The organism is Desulfomicrobium salsuginis, from assembly GCF_054657795.1.
In genome coordinates, this window is record NZ_BAAHYA010000001.1 from 681,341 (window position 1) to 698,093 (window position 16,753).

Annotated in this window: 17 protein-coding genes; 12 read left to right on the plus strand and 5 right to left on the minus strand. The window is 62.3% G+C overall.

Going from position 1 to position 16,753, the window contains the following annotated elements; all coding sequences use genetic code 11:
* Positions 1-17: 17 nt before the first annotated feature.
* Together ACYQ3G_RS03010 and ACYQ3G_RS03015 are read left to right on the plus strand one after the other, a co-directional pair.
* Positions 18-1,646 (plus strand): FmdE family protein, encoded by a 1,629-nt coding sequence (locus tag ACYQ3G_RS03010; protein ID WP_459822239.1) that lies wholly within the window; start codon positions 18-20, stop codon positions 1,644-1,646.
* 127 nt (positions 1,647-1,773) lie between these two features.
* Positions 1,774-2,400, plus strand: coding sequence for a LysE family translocator (locus ACYQ3G_RS03015; RefSeq protein ID WP_459822241.1), 627 nt, complete (start codon positions 1,774-1,776; stop codon positions 2,398-2,400).
* Positions 2,401-2,505: 105 nt separating this feature from the next.
* On the opposite strand, the gene ACYQ3G_RS03020 is transcribed toward ACYQ3G_RS03015, so the two are convergent.
* Both ACYQ3G_RS03020 and larE read right to left on the minus strand, forming a co-directional pair.
* Entirely contained in the window at positions 2,506-3,438 is a 933-nt protein-coding gene (locus ACYQ3G_RS03020) for a magnesium transporter CorA family protein (RefSeq protein ID WP_028577159.1), read from the minus strand.
* A gap of 864 nt (positions 3,439-4,302) precedes the next feature.
* The gene (gene larE, locus ACYQ3G_RS03025; protein ID WP_459822244.1) at positions 4,303-5,160 is read right to left on the minus strand and encodes an ATP-dependent sacrificial sulfur transferase LarE; all 858 of its coding nucleotides are present in this window, start codon (positions 5,158-5,160) and stop codon (positions 4,303-4,305) included.
* Between the two features lie 48 nt (positions 5,161-5,208).
* Here larE and ACYQ3G_RS03030 point away from each other — a divergent pair, with 48 nt between their 5' ends.
* The 10 genes from ACYQ3G_RS03030 to ACYQ3G_RS03075 all read left to right on the plus strand — a co-directional run bounded on the left by ACYQ3G_RS03030 (position 5,209) and on the right by ACYQ3G_RS03075 (position 14,212).
* On the plus strand, positions 5,209-5,943 hold the full coding sequence (locus tag ACYQ3G_RS03030) for an MBL fold metallo-hydrolase (RefSeq protein WP_459822245.1): 735 nt from the start codon (positions 5,209-5,211) through the stop codon (positions 5,941-5,943).
* A gap of 46 nt (positions 5,944-5,989) precedes the next feature.
* Positions 5,990-6,328, plus strand: a complete 339-nt coding sequence (locus tag ACYQ3G_RS03035) for a DsrE family protein (RefSeq protein WP_459822246.1) — start codon at positions 5,990-5,992, stop codon at positions 6,326-6,328.
* Between the two features lie 1,025 nt (positions 6,329-7,353).
* Positions 7,354-7,839: a nucleotidyltransferase family protein gene (locus ACYQ3G_RS03040; protein WP_459822248.1), complete on the plus strand. Its 486-nt coding sequence runs from the start codon at positions 7,354-7,356 to the stop codon at positions 7,837-7,839.
* A gap of 203 nt (positions 7,840-8,042) precedes the next feature.
* Positions 8,043-9,575 (plus strand): IS21 family transposase, encoded by a 1,533-nt coding sequence (gene istA / locus ACYQ3G_RS03045; RefSeq protein WP_459822249.1) that lies wholly within the window; start codon positions 8,043-8,045, stop codon positions 9,573-9,575.
* Positions 9,569-10,312 (plus strand): IS21-like element helper ATPase IstB, encoded by a 744-nt coding sequence (gene istB, locus ACYQ3G_RS03050; RefSeq protein WP_459822251.1) that lies wholly within the window; start codon positions 9,569-9,571, stop codon positions 10,310-10,312. The genes istA and istB overlap by 7 nt, the downstream gene beginning before the upstream one ends.
* An 89-nt stretch (positions 10,313-10,401) precedes the next feature.
* Positions 10,402-11,016, plus strand: coding sequence for a GSU2403 family nucleotidyltransferase fold protein (locus ACYQ3G_RS03055; RefSeq protein ID WP_459824164.1), 615 nt, complete (start codon positions 10,402-10,404; stop codon positions 11,014-11,016).
* A 136-nt stretch (positions 11,017-11,152) separates the two neighbouring features.
* The gene (locus tag ACYQ3G_RS03060; protein WP_459822253.1) at positions 11,153-11,314 is read left to right on the plus strand and encodes a hypothetical protein; all 162 of its coding nucleotides are present in this window, start codon (positions 11,153-11,155) and stop codon (positions 11,312-11,314) included.
* Positions 11,315-11,397: 83 nt separating this feature from the next.
* The gene (locus tag ACYQ3G_RS03065; protein ID WP_459822255.1) at positions 11,398-11,655 is read left to right on the plus strand and encodes a FeoA family protein; all 258 of its coding nucleotides are present in this window, start codon (positions 11,398-11,400) and stop codon (positions 11,653-11,655) included.
* Entirely contained in the window at positions 11,652-13,802 is a 2,151-nt protein-coding gene (gene feoB, locus ACYQ3G_RS03070; protein WP_459822257.1) for a ferrous iron transport protein B, read from the plus strand. Before ACYQ3G_RS03065 ends, feoB begins: the two co-directional genes overlap by 4 nt.
* Positions 13,803-13,876: 74 nt before the next feature.
* Positions 13,877-14,212: a tetratricopeptide repeat protein gene (locus tag ACYQ3G_RS03075; RefSeq protein WP_459822259.1), complete on the plus strand. Its 336-nt coding sequence runs from the start codon at positions 13,877-13,879 to the stop codon at positions 14,210-14,212.
* A gap of 161 nt (positions 14,213-14,373) precedes the next feature.
* On the opposite strand, the gene ACYQ3G_RS03080 is transcribed toward ACYQ3G_RS03075, so the two are convergent.
* From ACYQ3G_RS03080 to ACYQ3G_RS03090, 3 genes are all read right to left on the minus strand, one after another.
* On the minus strand, positions 14,374-14,718 hold the full coding sequence (locus tag ACYQ3G_RS03080; protein WP_459822261.1) for a hypothetical protein: 345 nt from the start codon (positions 14,716-14,718) through the stop codon (positions 14,374-14,376).
* Between the two features lie 47 nt (positions 14,719-14,765).
* Positions 14,766-16,109 carry a TolC family outer membrane protein gene (locus tag ACYQ3G_RS03085; RefSeq protein WP_459822263.1) on the minus strand — a complete coding sequence of 448 codons (1,344 nt, stop codon included), beginning with the start codon at positions 16,107-16,109 and terminating at the stop codon, positions 14,766-14,768.
* A gap of 151 nt (positions 16,110-16,260) precedes the next feature.
* Positions 16,261-16,722 (minus strand): hypothetical protein, encoded by a 462-nt coding sequence (locus tag ACYQ3G_RS03090; RefSeq protein ID WP_459822265.1) that lies wholly within the window; start codon positions 16,720-16,722, stop codon positions 16,261-16,263.
* Positions 16,723-16,753: the final 31 nt, after the last annotated feature.

The following is a 16,753-nucleotide window of genomic DNA, read 5'->3' on the forward strand; positions in this document are numbered from 1 at the left end:
CAAATCGTGAGGTATTCATGAATATTGGACAATACACCTTCCAGGAATTCAAGGACAGGGCCGCCGCGTTCCACGGCTACCCGGCCCCGGGCCTGCTGATCGGCGGGTACATGGTCGAGATGGCCAAGGCCGCCCTGCCGGCGGGCATCCTCTTCGAGGCTGTGGTCGAGAGCAAGAAATGCCTGCCCGACGCCGTGCAACTCCTGACCCTGTGCAGCACCGGCAACAACTGGATGAAGATCGTCAACCTCGGCCGCTACGCCGTGTCCCTCTACGACAAGTACACGGGCGAGGGGGTGCGCGTCAGCGTGGACCTGGACGCCCTTGAGAACTGGCCGAACATCAAGGGCTGGTTCCTGAAGCTCACGCCCAAGAAGGAGCAGGACACCGAGGCCCTTTTCCGCGAGATCGAGGACGCCGGGGACGCCATCCTGCGCCTGGAGAAGGTCACGGTCCAGCCGCGCCTGCTGGGGCATGCGCACATGACCCGCATCGAGGCCTGTCCGGTCTGCCGCGAGGCCTACCCGGTCAGCGACGGGGCCATCTGCCGCGGCTGTCAGGGCGAGGCGCCCTACGTCGAATCCGGGGCCGCCGCGGCCGCCTGCGACAGCGCCCGCCCCACGCGCGTGCCCGTGGCCGAGGCCGTGGGCCGCAAGGCCTTGCACGATATGACCCGCATCGTGGCCGGCGAGAGCAAGGGTGCCGAGTTCACCGCCGGACAGACCATCACGGCCGGCGACGTCTGCCGCCTGCAGCAGATGGGCCGAAACACCGTCTACGTCCAGGACGAGAGCCTGCCGGACGGCGCCTGGGTCCACGAGAACGACGCGGCCCTGGCCTTCGCCAAGCGGATGTCCGGGGACGGCATCACCTACTCGGACACGCCGCGGGAAGGGAAGATCGACTTCCATGCGACGTCGGCAGGCCTGCTGCAGGTGGATCTGGAAGCCCTGGAGCGCTTCAACCTCGTGCCCCACGTCATGTGCGCCACGCGCCAGCAGTACGCGCTGGTCGAGGAAGGACGCCTCGTGGCCGGGACCCGGGCCATCCCCCTCTTCCTTTCGCGCGAAAACTTCAGCCGGGCCCTGGCCGCCCTGGGCGAAAGACCGCTGCTGTCCATCCTGCCCCTGCGCCGGGCACGGATCGGCACCCTGGTCACGGGCACCGAGGTCTTCCAGGGCCTCATCGAGGACCGCTTCGCGCCCATCATCCGTGCCAAGGCCGAAGCCCTGGGCTCCACGGTCATCGGCGAGGAATTCGCCCCCGACGACCGCCAGGCCATCGCCGACGGCGTGAAGAAACTCCTGGGCCTGGGCGCGGACCTCATCGTGACCACGGCCGGCCTGTCCGTGGACCCCGACGACGTGACCCGCGGCGGTCTGGAGGACGCGGGCCTGACCGACGCCCTGCACGGCGTCCCCCTGCTGCCCGGCGCCATGACCCTGGTGGGCCGCATCGGCCGGGCGCAGGTCCTGGGCGTGCCCGCCTGCGCCCTGTTCTTCAAGACCACGAGCCTGGACGTGCTCCTGCCGCGCCTGCTGGCCGACGCGCCCATCACGCGGCGCGACCTGGCGCGCCTGGCCGAAGGCGGCGTCTGCCTGCAGTGCAACACGTGCACCTACCCCAAGTGCACCTTCGCCAAGTAGGCCCACCCTCTGAAACGCACGAATCCCCGCCGGCGCATGTCGGCGGGGATTCTTTTTTGCACCGGGGTAAGCCTTGCCCCGGGCCGGATCATCGATTATCGACCCTGGATCAACACCCGGAGCGCTCATGATCAGCATCGACCAGATCGTCCTTTTCAGCCTGGCGTCCCTCGTCCTCATCTTCACGCCCGGCCCCGACATCATCTACGTCCTGACCCGCGGCGTGGCCCAGGGGCGCAGCGCCGCCCTGGCCGCGGCCCTGGGCTTCAGCCTGGGCAACATCGGCCACACCCTCCTGGCGGTCTGCGGCCTCTCGGCCATCCTGGCCTCCTCGGCCGTGGCCTTCACTGCGGTGAAGATCGCAGGCGGCCTCTACCTCCTCTACATCGGCTGGAAGCTCTGGGCCGCCGACCCGTCCCTCGCCCTCGGCGGCGAGGGCGAACACAAGACGGCCCGCGTCATCTTTCGCCAGTCCGTCATGGCCAACATGCTCAACCCCAAGGTGGCCATCTTCTTCCTGGCCTTCTTCCCGCAGTTCGTGCGCCCGGCGCAGGGGCACCCGGCGCTGCAGATGACGGTCCTGGGCCTGACCTTCGTCGTCCTGACCATGTTCGGCTTCGGCCTGGTGGCACTGGGCGCCGGCGCCCTGAACTCCCGCCTGGCCGCACGCCCGTCCCTCTCGGCCTGGCTGCACAAGGGCGCAGGGGCCATCCTCATGCTGCTCGGTCTGCGCCTGCTCTGGGCCGACCGCTAGCGGGCCGCCGTTTTGGGGCGGCCCGCGAATTTCGAATTTTCCAATACGCCAGCCTGACCACAAAAAAACGGGCCCGAGGGCCCGTTTCGCGGTGCGTCCAAAAACCTACATCCAGCGTTTCCTGGCCAGGACCAGCCACGCCAGGAGGCAGCCGCTCAGGGTCACCCCGGACACGATGGCAAAGGCGTAAGGGGAGTCCTGGAACGGGGTGACGATGTTCATCCCGTAGACGCCGCTGATGATGTTGGGGATCATCAAAATGATGGTGAACCCCGTCAGGAACTTCATGACCATGTTCATGTTGTTGGAGATGATCGAGGCGAAGGCGTCCATGGTCCCCGACAGGATGTCACTGTGGATCTTGGACATTTCGATGGCCTGCCTGTTTTCGGTGATCGCGTCCTCGAGCAGGTCGGTCTGGTCTTCCGTCAACTGGATGAGCCGCATCCGCAGGACCTTGTCCATGATGATGTCGTTGGCCTTGAGCGACGTCGTGAAGTAGACGAGGCTCTTTTCGATGCCCAGCAGTTCGATCAGCTCCTCGTTGCGCATGGACTGTTGCAGGCGATGTTCGATGACATCGGAACGGCGGATGATGTCCTTGAGATAGCGCAGGTAGATGAGCGAGGTGCGCTGCATCAGGTGGATCAGGAAACGTATGCGGTCGGCCGTGTCGACGATGCGCGTGCGTCCGTTCAGGATGGCCGTGGCCAGATCCTGCTGGGAACGCGAGACGGTGACGACCGCCGTGGGCGTGATGATGACGCCGATGGGCATGGTCAGGAAGGGTATTCTCGAATCGGACACGTTCTCGACCGGCACGCGCAGGACGACGAGCATCACTCCGTCCTCGAACTCCAGGCGGGCGCGCTCATCGGCGTCCAGGGGGTCGGTCAGGTGGTCCAGGGATACGCCCAGGAGAACGGATATGCGCTGCAGTTCCTCCTGCGAGGGGTTGATCATGTTGATCCAGCAGTCGGCGTCCAGGTGCTCCTGGGGGACGAGACGTCCTTCGATGGTTTTGTTGATGATGATCATGGCGTGACTCCATGCCGTGGTTGTAAGTGCCTTCGTGCAGGCGCGACGGGAAAGCCCCGACGCGGTCAAAAGCCGGAAACCAAAGCAAGAGTCACGAGAACGGGTCCGCGGCGCGACCCGCGGCAGGCAAGGCCCGACCGGTCCGGGCAAAAAAATGCCGGAAGGCCAGGCGACGGGAAAGAAAGATTGAAAACATGCTCCACCTGCCGGAACGCCGAGGCTCCGTCAGGCGGCCTGATCAGGCTCGGGGACGGGGGGCTCGGCAGAAAAGATTGAAATGTCGGAAGCAGGGCCTAGGGCCGCAACTGTCGCCAGAATCCACTGTCTGTTCTCCTGTTCATTCGTCCGGGCGAAATGCCCGGATCTTCATACGTGAGACGCTCAGCCTTTACGCTTGCCAGGGCCAAAAAGCAATGCCAAAGGCGGCGCCGAACCCCCGGCAATCCTTTATCATTTTTTTATGCTTCGGCAGGCGAGAGACTTGGACGCCCTACGAGAGCGCGCAATCCTGGCCCACCAGGAATTCGTCAATCATTTCCCGGAGAAGCTGAACCGACGCAGGCTCCTGCTCTCGGTGGTCACGATCGTCTTTCTGCCCCCGGGGGGGCCGGACGGGACTCATCGGCATCACCGTGGGCGGAATTCCCGGAGCGCAGAGTTCCATGGGGTTTACGCCTTCTGCCCGGGAGCAGTGGCGGTGGGCATCGTTCTCGTCTTCAAGCTCGACCGCCGATGCTGAAAAAAAAGAGACGATTGATCACTCCAAGCATGGATAGGAGCGCGGCGCCACCATGACGCGCACGCAACGGAACTGATCAATCGTCTCGTCCGGCATGTAGCATCACTGCGCCACGCTGCGCAAGTTCAGGAATGTGAATTTCGTGCCGGCCCTGCCGCATCGAAATAGCCGCTGACAGCGCTCATGCAGCGCACCGTACTGGATGGAAAGCCCATGCCGTGAAGCGTACCGATCAGCTGTTCAATCACGTGCCTGGGCAGTGACGCGGCAGCCACATGCAGTTCATAACAGTCCGTGTCGCTGACGCGCAGGCGAAACGGTGCGTCAGCTAGCCCGGCCTGATGCAGAATGCCCTCCACAGCCCGCTCGCCCTCCGCCAGGCGTGCCAGCAGGCCCGGTTCGGGAGGCATCCCGTAGGGGAGTCTGGTCAGCAGGCAGGCCCGGGACTGCTGGCCGGGCCATTCCAGGCCCGTCTGCCGACCGAGGCGGCGGATATCGTCCTTGGTCAGCCCCGCCTCGGCCAGGGGGGACAGGACGCAGAGCTCCCGCAGGGCGCGCAGGCCGGGCCTGAACTGCGCCCCGTCCGAGGCGTTGGACCCGTCGCACAACGCCCCGCGGGCGCAATCCGCGATCCGGCGGAACAGGAAGGACTTGCAGGCGTAGCAGCGCTCCCTGTGGCCGGCCGCGACCTCGGGCAGGGCCAGGGGGTCGAGGTCCAGGACGCGCGCCGAAAGCCCCTGACGCCGGGCCCAGCGCAGGGCGTAGGCGGTTTCGGTCGGCGCCACGTGGGGGCCCCGCACGTGGACGAGGTGCGGGACCGTGCCGGCCCGCAGGGCCGCGTGCGCCAGAAAACGACTGTCCACGCCCCCGGAGAGGGCCACGGTCAGCTCGCCCAGGCCGCGCAGGCGCTCCAGGAGCGCGTCCCATCGCCGCGCGGCATCGTCCTGCGGCGCCAGCCCCGCGTTTGTACACGCATCCGTCATGACCGTCTCCCCCTTCCCTCCCGAAACGATAATCCGTACAAAACCCGCATGAGCACAGCCCCTGTCATCCATGAAGTCGACGCCGGTGACTTCCGGGTCCGCGGCGTCCTCCTCCAAGGCTCCAGGCGCAGCCTCGTCTGGGACACCCTGACCCATCCCGACGACATGGCCCCGTTCGCCAGGGCCTGCGCGGACGCGCCGCCCCTCGTGGTCTACAGCCACGCGGACTGGGACCACATCCAGGGCACGGCCGCCTTCGCCTCCCCACTGATCATCGCCCAGCGGGCGGCCGTCAAGCGCTTTCAGACCGAGGCCCCGGCGGCCCTGTCCGAACTGCGGGGCGCGGACCCCGGAAAATGGGACGCCGTAAGGCTGCTGCCCCCGGACATCACCTTCGAGCGCAGCCTGGAACTCGACCTCGGCGGAGTCACCGTCTCCTTGCGGGCCCTTCCCGGCCACACGCCCGACGCCATCGTGGCCTTGGTGACGGAATTGGACCTTCTGCTGGCCGGGGACACCGTCGAACTGCCCTGCCCCTGCGTGCCCCGCGGGTGCGATCTCGGCGGCTGGATCGACGAGCTCGAACGCTGGCGAGCGGACACGCGGGTCCGTACCGTCATCCCCTCGCACGGCCCGTGCGGCGGCACGGAGGTCATCGAGCGGACCCTGGCCTACCTCGACGGCCTGCGCCGCCGCCGGCCCCTGCCGCTTCCGCCGGACGCCGCGCCCTTCTATGTCTCGACCCACCTGGACAACCTGCGCAATTGCAATCTGAGCCGTTGAATCGTATGCATCACGCGGACATGCAACCGCGAAAAAGGAGTGCCCGATGAAGGTCGTCTTCCACCTGGACCTGGACGAGGAAAAAATTCTGCGCATCACCCTGACCAACATGGAAAACCTGCGTGCGGCCAAGCCCGAGGCCCGCATCAACCTCGTGGTCAACGGCCCGGCGGTGAAATTCTTCCGCGCCGACTTCGCGGAAGAGCACGTCAACCGCGTCAAGGGTCTGCTGGACAAAGGCGTGATGATCTTCGTCTGCCAGAACGCCCTGCGCGCCTTCGACATCCCCGAAGACGCCCTCTGCCCTGGCTGTTCCCCCATCCCGGCCGGCGTCGTCGCCCTGATCAAACTCCAGCAGCAGGGCTGCGCCTACATCAAGCCGTAAACTCCGCGAATTCACAGCGAGACCGTGGAAAGACATGGATTCCCGCCTGCGCGGGAATGACAAACCGCACGTCCGCCACGCCTCCGCGTCATCCCCGTGAAGACGGGGATCCATGGTTCTCGAATGCCCAAATACATGGATTCCCACCTGCGCGGGAATGACAAACCGCACGTCCGCCACGCCTCCGCGTCATCCCCGTGAAGACGGGGATCCATGGTTCTCGAATGCCCAAATACATGGATTCCCACCTGCGCGGGAATGACAAACCGCACGTCCGCCACGCCTCCGCGTCATCCCCGTGAAGACGGGGATCCATGGTTTTCGAATGCCCAAATACATGGATTCCCACCTGCGCGGGAATGACAAACCGCACGTCCGCCACGCCTCCGCGTCATCCCCGTGAAGACGGGGATCCATGGTTCTCGAATGCCCAAATACATGGATTCCCACCTGCGCGGGAATGACAAACCGCACGTCCGCCACGCCTCCGCGTCATCCCCGTGAAGACGGGGATCCATGGTTCTCGAATGCCCAAATACATGGATTCCCGCCTGCGCGGGAATGACGAACCGCACGTCCGCCACGCCTCCGCGTCATCCCCGTGAAGACGGGGATCCATGGTTCTCGAATGCCCAAATACATGGATTCCCACCTGCGCGGGAATGACAAACCGCACGTCCGCCACGCCTCCGCGTCATCCCCGTGAAGACGGGGATCCATGGTTCTCGAATGCCCAAATACATGGATTCCCGCCTGCGCGGGAATGACAAACCGCACGTCCCCACAGGGCAGTACCGTGCGTCATGAGGCGCGCATCTACTGCTTTGCAACCACCCATTTCCCAACTCGTACTCCATCAATTTCATTATCTATTTCTTCATTGAAATACGTATACCCACGCCTTGCGCCGTCCCATACGTTTTGCGACATTCGTTTGGAAACGACATGGCCGCCCTGAAAATTACCCACAGAAACTTGCTTTTTCTATTTTCTGTGGGTAAAAATATTATCGACAGGACGCAACCATGACAGCAGCAATCCATGACATCCTTCAAGAAAGCCGCGACTATTACCGCTCTTTGAAGCAAGAGTTGGTCGGACGGCTTCTTGTAAACGCAACAGGGACTTTGATATCAAAGTCTATTTGCGGTAAATATTATCTATATTTGCGCAGAATATCTCATAATATGCGCATAGACACATATATAGGGCATCATAAATCAGTCATTGCAGAAATAATTTCAAAAGAACTATCCCAAAGAAAAAAACATATATCATCCATACGTTCTGTAAAAAAAGCGATGAAAGATCTTCATATAGGCAAAAAAGAACTCACAAATCAAGACTATACGAAATCATTGCGAGACATTTTTGAAAAATTCGCCAATGAAGGTCTTTGGGATGACGGATTGCAGCTCATAGGATCGTGGTGCTTCAAAGTGTTCCAAAGCAATTTCGGGGTTGAGTTTTACCCGGAACGCACTCTTGATGCGTATTCCGATCCAAGCTGAACATGGATTCCGGAGCAAACTGAACACCGATTCCGCGGCAAACTGAACACGGAATCCATGGGAAACTGAACACCGATTCCGGAACAAACTGAACACCGGGTCGTGTTCGATCCCACGGGAAAAATTTCCTCAGCGGGTGCGGCGCTGGATAACTCGGGCATACTCCTTTTCAGGAGGTGCCCATGGCCAATTCGAGGTTATCCATGCGCAAGATCAAAGACGTCTTACGACTTCACTTTCAATCAGGGCTGACCGTGCGACAGATCGGTCAGAGCCTCAGCATTTCACACAACACCGCAATCGAGTATCTGCGTCGATCTCGGGCGGCCAATATAGGTTGGCCTTTGCCGCCCGGCTTGTCCGACTCGGATATTGAGAGCCTGCTCTTTCCGCCCCTGCCGCCGAGCACTGTGAAGCGGCCGGAGCCGAACTGGGCCGACGTCCACATAGAGCGCAAACGACGCTCTGTGACCCTGCTTCTGCTCTGGGAGGAGTACAAGGCAGAGCAACCCGACGGCTTGCAATACAGTTGCTTCTGCGACCGCTACCGCGCCTTCGTCAGCAAACTCAAGCCATCCATGCGCCAAATCCATCTGGCCGGGGAAAAGGCTTTCATTGACTACGCCGGCCAGACCCTTCCCATCCAGGACCCGTTCAGCGGCAAGGTTCGCGAGGCCCAGATCTTTGTGACCGTGCTTGGTGCCAGCAACTACACCTTTGCCGAGGCCACGTGGACGCAGGGCCTGCCGGACTGGATCGGCTCCCATGTCCGCGCCTTCACCTTTTTCGGCGGCGCCCCGCATCTGCTTGTCCCCGACAATCTGCGGTCGGGCGTCAACAAAGCCTGCCGCTACGAGCCCGACATCAATCCGACCTACGACGACATGGCTGCACACTACGGCTCGGCCGTCATCCCGGCCAGGGTGCGCAAGCCCAAGGACAAGGCCAAGGTTGAGGTCGGCGTGCAGATTGTGGAGCGTTGGATTCTGGCCAGACTGCGCAACCGGATCTTTCTGTCCCTGCACGAAGCCAACCTTGCCATCGCCGCCCTGGTAGCCGACCTCAACTCCCGACCGTTCAAAAAGCTGCCGGGCAGCCGAAGGGAGGCTTTCGAAACCCTCGACAAGCCAGCACTCCTCCCGCTGCCGTGCGCCCCTTACGTCTTTGCCGAGTGGAAGCAGGCCACGGTCAACATCGACTACCATGTCGAAGTGGACGGGCATTATTACTCCGTGCCGTGCAGCCTCATCAAAAAACGTGTCGACGTTCGGATCACGGCCACCAGCGTGGAATGCTTCCACAAGGGCCAGCGCGTGTCCGTGCATCCTAGGTCCATGCAGAAAGGACGGCATACGACCGTGATGGAACACATGCCCAAGAGCCACCAAGAATACGCGGGCTGGACCCCGGAGCGCATCATGGAATGGGCACGGAAGCTCGGCCCCAATGTCTTTGCGCTGGCCGAGGCCATCATAGACTCGCGCAAACATCCTGTGCAGGGCTACAGATCCTGCCTGGGCGTCATTGGGCTGGCCAAGGAGCACGGTCCCGAACGCCTGGACGCGGCCTGCGAACGGGCGCTGCATCTGGGCGCCCTTTCTCAGAAAAGCCTCAAGTCCATCCTCAAGACCGGACTGGACCGTCTGCCGTTGCCGATCCGCAACGCTGATCAGACCTCCATACACCACGACAACGTGCGCGGCCCGGAATACTATCGCAAGGAGGCCTCATGCTGAGTCACCCAACCACGCAGACTCTCAATGCCCTCGGCCTTGGCGGCATGGCCAGGGCTCTGGAGGAACAGCGGGCCATGCAGGGCATCGAAGAACTGTCCTTTGAAGAGCGCTTGGCGCTTCTCATCGACCGCGAAAAGATGCACCGCATGAACCGCCGTCTTACGACCAGACTGAAGAGGGCAAAGCTCAGGCACGCGGCCTGCTTCGAGGACATCGACCTCCACACTCCAAGGGGTCTCGACAAACCCTTGGTTATGGGCCTGGGCTCCTGCTCCTGGATCGGCAAGGGACACAACGTGCTCATCACTGGACCGACCGGCGTAGGGAAGAGCTTTCTGGCCTGCGCCCTGGCTCACAAGGCCTGTCTGGAAGGCTTCGACGCCCTGTACATGCGCTTGCCTCGGCTCATGGAGGATCTGCTGATCGCCAAAGCCGACGGCCGGTACGGAAAGCTCATGCGGTCCTTTGCCAAAACCCCTCTGCTCGTGCTCGACGACTGGGGGCTGGCTCCGATGACCCCAGCCGCATGCAGGGAACTGCTTGAACTGCTCGAAGACCGTCACGGAAGGCATTCGACCATCGTCACCAGCCAACTGCCCGTCGCGGCCTGGCACGACTACCTCGCTGACGCGACAATGGCCGACGCCATTCTCGACCGTCTCGTCCACAACGCCTACCAGCTCAACCTCAAAGGAGAATCCATGCGGAAGATGAAATCCATCATTGACCCCAACTGACCAGTTCCCATAGCGTTCCAAAACCAGCGTCGCTTCGCTTCGATTTCCTGGTCAGTTTCAGCCGGAACGCGTGTTCAGTTTGGCATGGAATCAGTGTTCAGTTTCTCCGGAATGCGCATCTTGATGTCGATCTCGCAGTAAGAGTTCCGTATTCGGGAAAACAGGTCAGTATCGCAGACATCTTGAAAAGCATGGGATTCGAGGAGCAATTCGATTACCACAGCAATGTCTTCGTATACCGATGTGACGACTTCGTGGTCGAATTCCTCCAGGACAGGCAGGGCAACGGACAGCAGCGAAAACGGGACGACGCGGTAAAAAATCTGGGCATCACGACCCAGGCCCTGCCGTATCTCAAAATCCTCCTGGACAACCCGACTGTCCTCGAAGCCAGGGATATCGGCAAGGTGTGCGTGCCATCGATGTCCGCATTTGTCGTGCACAAACTCATCGTCGCCGACGCACGTCGGAATGCGGCAAAAAAGTACAAAGATTACAGACAAGTCGAATCTGTCTGCAAAACGCTATGCAAACTCCCCGCCGAAATTTCGGCTGTCGGGAAAATTGCCAGCGGCATCCACAAAACCAGGCGCGGCAAAATGCTGCACTCCTTTGCCCAAATGGCCCGCCACATCGGCCAGGAACCCAAAGCGACAGCGCACGTCCTCGCCGCCGCAGGCCTCATTTCCTCCGACCCGAACTGACGCCTTCCGCGCCCGCCCTTCCACGCACGTCCCCGAGGACGACTCTCATATTTTTCACACAACTAACTTTTCTATTGACTTCCCCACTCACACCCCCATAAAGAGTTCATCAAGACAAACTTTTTACGGAGTCACCATGAATTTCGACCTTCTCGTCACCTTAGGCGTCATTGTCGTCGCAGGGATATACCTGGGCTCCCGCTTCCGGAAGAAGAGCGGCGGGTGTTGCGGCTGTTCTGGCTGCTCCGGGGAGATCCAGCCCAGGCCCGACGGCTCGTGCCCATCCCGCAAAGACTGACCCCAGTCCCATGACAATCAGCCTCTCGTCGCAGAGGCCTTTTTTTACACACATAGTTAGCCATATCTAATTCAGGAGTCCCCATGTTCCTCTCCATCCCTCTCAGACACATGCAGGAAAACCAGTCCGGAACCATCCTCTCCGTCAGCGCGACGGGCGAGCTGGGGCGGCGCATCCGCGACATGGGCCTCGTGCCCGGAACCGCCGTGACCATCATCGGCCGCGCGCCTCTCAAAGACCCCGTGGCCCTGCGCCTGCGCGACTTCACCTTGACCCTGCGCAACAACGAGGCCGACCTGATCACCGTCCGCGTCGGCGAAAACGGAGAAACCCTGCAATGAACGCGACCATGGCCCTCATGGGCAACCCCAATTCCGGCAAGACGACCCTCTTCAACAACTTGACCGGCGCGCGGCAGCATGTCGGCAACTACCCCGGCATCACCGTTGAGAAACGCGAGGGGCGGCTGCTGGTCGAAGACCTGGACATCACCGTGGTCGACCTGCCCGGCACCTACTCCCTGACGGCGTACACCCAGGACGAACTGGTGGCCCGCAACTTCCTCGTGGACACGAGCCCCGACGCGGTGGTCACGGTCCTCGACGCGACCAACCTGGAGCGCTCCCTCTACCTCGTGCTCCAGATCCTGGAACTCGGCACGCCGGCCATCATCGCCCTGAACATGATGGACGAGGTCCGCCGCAAGGGCGTGACCATCGATACCAAGCGCCTATCCGCGCTGCTGGGCACCCCCATCCTGGAGATGGTCGCGCGCACTGGCGAGGGCCGGGACAGTCTGCTGGCCGAGGCTCGCAAGGCCATGCGCGACAGGGCCACGCATCCCGGCCTGCGCATTTCCTACGGGCATGACCTGGATGAAACCCTGGACCGCATGCAGGCCCTCATCGAATCGTCGAATTTTCTGGAAGGCCGCTACCCCGCCCGCTGGATCGGCCTCAAGTACCTTGAAAACGACGCCGAGGTCATGGCCCGGGGCGCGGCGTCGCCTCAGGTGCACGACCGGCTACGGGAAATGGCCGCCGGCCTGGCCGAGCACTGCCGGACGACCCTCGACGCGGACCCAGAGGCCATCATCGCCGACTACCGCTACGGCTTCATCGCCGCCCTGCTCAAGGACGGCGTGATCACGCGGCCCACGACCCGGGCCCGCTTCGACCTGACGGACAGGCTCGACAGCGTCCTGACCAACCGCCTGGCCGGCCCGGTACTCATGTTCGCCATCATCTACGGCATGTTTCAGCTGACTTTCGCCCTGGGCGAGGTGCCCATGGGCTGGCTGGAGGCCTTCTTCGGCTGGCTCGGCGACACGGCCACGGCCATCCTGCCCGAAGGGTTCCTGGCCTCGCTGGTGGTCTCGGGCATCATCGACGGCGTGGGCGGCGTGCTCGGCTTCACGCCCCTGATTATGATCATGTTCTTCTTCCTGTCCTTCCTGGAGGACTCGGGCTACATGGCTCGCATGGCCTACATGCTCGACCGCGTCTTCCGCGTCTTCGGGCTGCACGGCTGTTCGGTCATGCCCTTCATCATCTCCGGCGGCATCCCCGGCGGCTGCGCCGTGCCCGGCGTCATGGCCGCGCGCACCCTCAGAAGCCCCAAGGAGAAGATCGCCACGGTCCTCACTGCGCCTTTCCTGAGCTGCGGCGCCAAAGTGCCGGTTTTCCTGCTCCTGGCCGCGGCCTTCTTCCCGAACTCAGGCGCCAGCGCCCTGTTCTGGATCACCCTGGGCGGCTGGGTCATGGCGCTGCTCACGGCCCGCCTCCTGCGCTCGACCATCATCAAGGGCGAGGCGACCCCCTTCGTCATGGAACTGCCGCCCTACCGCATGCCCACCCTCAAGGGCCTGTGCCTGCACACCTGGGAGCGTGTCTGGCAGTACGTCAAGAAGGCCGGCACGGTCATCCTGGCCATCTCCATCCTCCTCTGGGCGGCCATGACCTTCCCGGGCCCGTCCGAGGAAACGATCGCGGAATTCGACGCCCAGCGCGCCAGCATCGAGGCCTCGGCCTGGGACTCCGACGAAGCCAGGGACGAAGCGCTGACCCTGGTGGACAACGCCCAGGCCCAACAGGAACTGCGCGCCTCCGTGGCGGGCCGGATCGGCACGGCTCTGGAACCCGTCTCCAGCCTGGCGGGCTTCGACTGGCGGACCAACATCGCCCTGGTCGGCGGCTTCGCGGCCAAGGAAGTCATCGTCTCGACCCTGGGCACTGCCTACTCCCTGGGCGAGGTTGACCCCGAGGAAAGCGCGGGCCTCTCGGAGCAGCTGCGCACCGACCCGGCCTGGAACGTCTGGGTGGCCGCGAGCCTCATCGCCTTCGTGCTCCTCTACGCGCCCTGCTTCGTGACCGTGGCCGTCATCGGCCGGGAGTTGGGCTGGAAATGGGCGGCCTTCTCCGTGACCTTCAACACAGTCCTGGCCTTCGGCGTGTCCACGGGCATCTACCAGATCGGCTCGGCCCTCTGACAGGCCATTTTTGAACGGCCTGTATACGTTGAGTTTTTTTAACCAGTCAGCCAATCGCGCATCAAGGAGGCACCATGACCCCGCTGTTTTCCACCTGCACCGGGTGCAGCCACCCGGCCATCAAGGCCGCCAGGCAATGCAAGGCGGCCATGGCCCTGGCCAACGACGGCAGGACCGGCGAGGCCGAAACCCTGCTCAAGACTGCCATGGGCGGCCTGCGCCGGGCCGGCATGCCCATGATGAAGGCCAAGATCCTGAACAGCCTGGCTCTGGTCTACGCCCAGCAGGGCATGCACCTCCGGGCCAGACGCTGCCTGTCCTCGTCCCTGCGCATCGTCGCCAGCCGCGTGGGCACGGACAACTGGCTCTACGCCCGCATCGCGTCCAACAGGGACAGCCTGGCCGCGTAACCTCTCAACCATCCTCCCTCCGCACGGGGTGGCAGGCGCACAGGCCTGCCGCCCCGTCCTCATTGCCCCTCATACGCGAAGACCCCGCGCCTTGCCGGCCCGGGGTCTTCGTCGCGCGTCTTCACTGCGCGGAATATATCGTCTGGCGGTACGTAGAAACGTCACCCCGCTACGGAAGCGATCATGGCTGCGTGCACGCCGACCACGCAGGCGGCTGCGATAAGCCCCAAAATCAGTTTCTTTCCGAAATCAGCTAACACGGTCTCCTCCTCCAAAGTTGCGGACAATTCTGTATCGGCCCCAGCCTTTACCGGCCTTCCCGGTGCGCCCACCCCTAAACATAACCAGATGAATATTTGAGAAAAAATTTCAAGAGGCGTCAGCGCATGGCGTCCGTGGCGGATATCGGCTTGCACGGACGGCCGGAACGCACCAGCGCCTACCATGGTGCCGACCGGTCGTCCATGGGTATATGCATGCACCAGCACCAATTCAAAAAACTCCATAAAAAAAGGAGGCTTGCGCCTCCTTTTCCGTGCGGGTGACCGAAAGCCTATTCTTCCTGGTTCCGGGCCGCGCTCTTGTACAACTCGGGGTCCACGCCCAAGCTCTTGATGAGGGAACCGGACAGGGCCATGAGCTTGTACGCCGCAATGTGTTCGTTGACCGAGGAGGTCACCAGCTGGTTGGAGGACTGGAAGACTTCGTTCTCGGAATCCAGCACGTCCAAGAGGCTTCGCTGGGCCACGCCGAACTGTTCGAGGTAGACTTCCTTGGTGGCGCGGTTCTGCTTCACGGCCTCGGTGTATTCCGCCACTTCCTTCTGGGCCGAGTTGAACTGCGCCCATGTGACCTTGGTCTCGTCCTCGACGGCCAGGGTCAGGTCATCGAGGTCGGCCTGGCTCTGACGCATGCGGGCCTTGGCGGCCTTGGTCGCGGCCAAGTCAGACCCGCCGTTGTAGAGGTTCCAGTTGAAGCGGACCATGGCCGCGTCCGTGCGTTCCCAGTCTTCGGAGTCCTGCACGCCGTCGGAGTACTGCGAGGACAGTTCGGCATAGACATAGGGGTGGTAGTTGGACTTGGCCACGTTGACGCGCTCCTGCTCGGAGGTCACGTCCTGGGTGCCGGCGCTGATCTTGGGGTTGCTGGCCTTGGCCTGGGCGGTCATGTCTTCGATGGTGGCGGGCAGCTTGTCGGCCGGGTACGGGGTCATTTCGATCTGACCGGGCAGGTAGCCGGTCAGGCGCTGGAATTCGGACAGGGCGTCACGCAGGTTGGTGTGTGTCTTTTCCAAGGAGGCCTGGGCCATGGACATGCGGGCCTGGGTCTGGGTCACGTCGGCCACGCTGCCGGCTCCGGCCTTTTCACGTTCCTTGAGGGATGCCAGGATGTCCTTGTGCGCCTTGACGTTCTCTTCGGCCAGGAAGAGCAGCTCGCGCTGCCGGTAGACTTCCAGGGAGGCGATGATGGCGTCCAGGGCCAGGGATTCGGCGTTGTCGAAAACCCTGTACTGCAGGGATTCCAGACGGGATTCGTCCAGGCGGATCTGGCTCGAGGCCTCGCCGCCGTCATAGAGGCGCTGGGTCAGGTAACCGCCCAGTTCCGAGCGTTCGCGCCAATCTTCGGATCTGTCATTGTTGTTATTGGAAATTCCGTCATGGAAGGAATCCACGCCGTACCCGCCGCGCACGTCGATCTTGGGGTACCAGCGGCCCTTGGATTTTTCGAGGTCATGGCCCACGGCCTGACGGTTCTGTTTGATCATTTCAAGACGGGGAGCGTAGCGCAAGGTATCGATCACGCTTTTTTGCACGGTGATCTGATCCTCTGCGTACGCTGCGGCACCAGTCAGTAACATTGCGAATGCGAGGGAAAGGCCGATTTTCGATGTGGACATAACTTCCTCTCCTTGATGAGGTCCCGATGAGTTCAGAATGAATTCCGATATTGTTGATCCTGTAACTACGCCATGAATCTTTGTAAATGAAAAAAGGGCGCTATGCACCCTTTTTTACAAAATAATCCGCCTTACGTTTCCGTAAGACACGTCATGAATGCTGGGAGTGCATGATCAGTTGCGTCAGGTCGTCGTCGAAAGAATCGGCCGCCGCGAACTCCACATGCAGGTGGGGCCCATGCGCGTCGACGCTCGCCGCATCCACATGCGCATCATGCCCGCCAGCCAAGAGCAAAGCAGCATCGACCTCATCATGCAACAACTCGGGCAACGACCACGCCCGGAAATCATCCATGCCCCCCGGCACCTCCTCCGCAGGATTCAAGGCAAACGTCCCCACGGAACTCGAGCCGTCAATGTCTTCCATGACAAAGCTGTAATAGGTCGTCACAGGCGACTGCCCACCAACGACCACACCCCCTTCCGGAGGCATGAACGCATACCCCCCGTCCGGCCAGATGGTCAGCTCCCCGCCCTGGGGCGGGTGAACGACCAAACCGTCATCGGGGACGGGTTGGCCGGCGAAGGTTGTAATTTTTATCGTGTCGGCCATAGGAGCGTTCTCCCATTGTCTGTCAGTATCA